Below are 587 nucleotides of genomic sequence, written 5' to 3' on the forward strand. Positions count from 1 at the left end.
CGTACCGGCGGTGCACCGCCTGCTTGGTGACCCCGAGCGCCGAGCCCACCGCGTCCCACGAGAAGCCGAGCGAGCGGTCGAAGTCCACGGCGGCCGTGACCAGGGTTTCGACACTGTCCCGGAGTTCCTGGGCAAGGCGGACCGTCGGGGCGGGAGCGCGTCCGTAGACGACGAAGCCCGTGGACGGGCCGGTGCGGCGCGGGCGGTAGACGTTGCCCAACTGGGCGGTGAGCGTGCGCAGCGCGTCCACCTGCCGGCGGACCCGCTCGATGTCCCGCACCAGCAAGTGCAGGCTGGCCCGGGCCTGGGCGTCGTGGGTTGCATGGTCGGCCATGAACAAGCCTCTCGAACCGGCGTTGAAAGGAATTGGGCCGCGAAAGCGGCCCGATGTGGTCAACTCTTTCTTGACCAACGCGCTGACGCTCCGCTGGTCACGGGGTGGGGGCGTACGGGCATATGCGTACGCCGCCCACCCGCTCGCGCGCCGCCCATGGTCATAGACTGGTGCGCTGCTCGTACCACCCCCGCCCGAGAGGCCCGATCCCGCCCATGAAGCTCGTGTTCGCCGGTACCCCCGAGGTCGCCGT

At 70.5% G+C, this 587-nt stretch carries 1 protein-coding gene; it reads right to left on the reverse strand.

Going from position 1 to position 587, the window contains the following annotated elements; all coding sequences use genetic code 11:
• The coding region (locus tag CCN44_RS42320; protein ID WP_086704585.1) for a hypothetical protein at nucleotides 1-334 on the reverse strand (334 nt) is incomplete at its 3' end.
• Nucleotides 335-587 lie beyond the last annotated feature (253 nt).

Source organism: Streptomyces tricolor (assembly GCF_002155905.1).
Lineage (GTDB): Bacteria > Actinomycetota > Actinomycetes > Streptomycetales > Streptomycetaceae > Streptomyces > Streptomyces tricolor.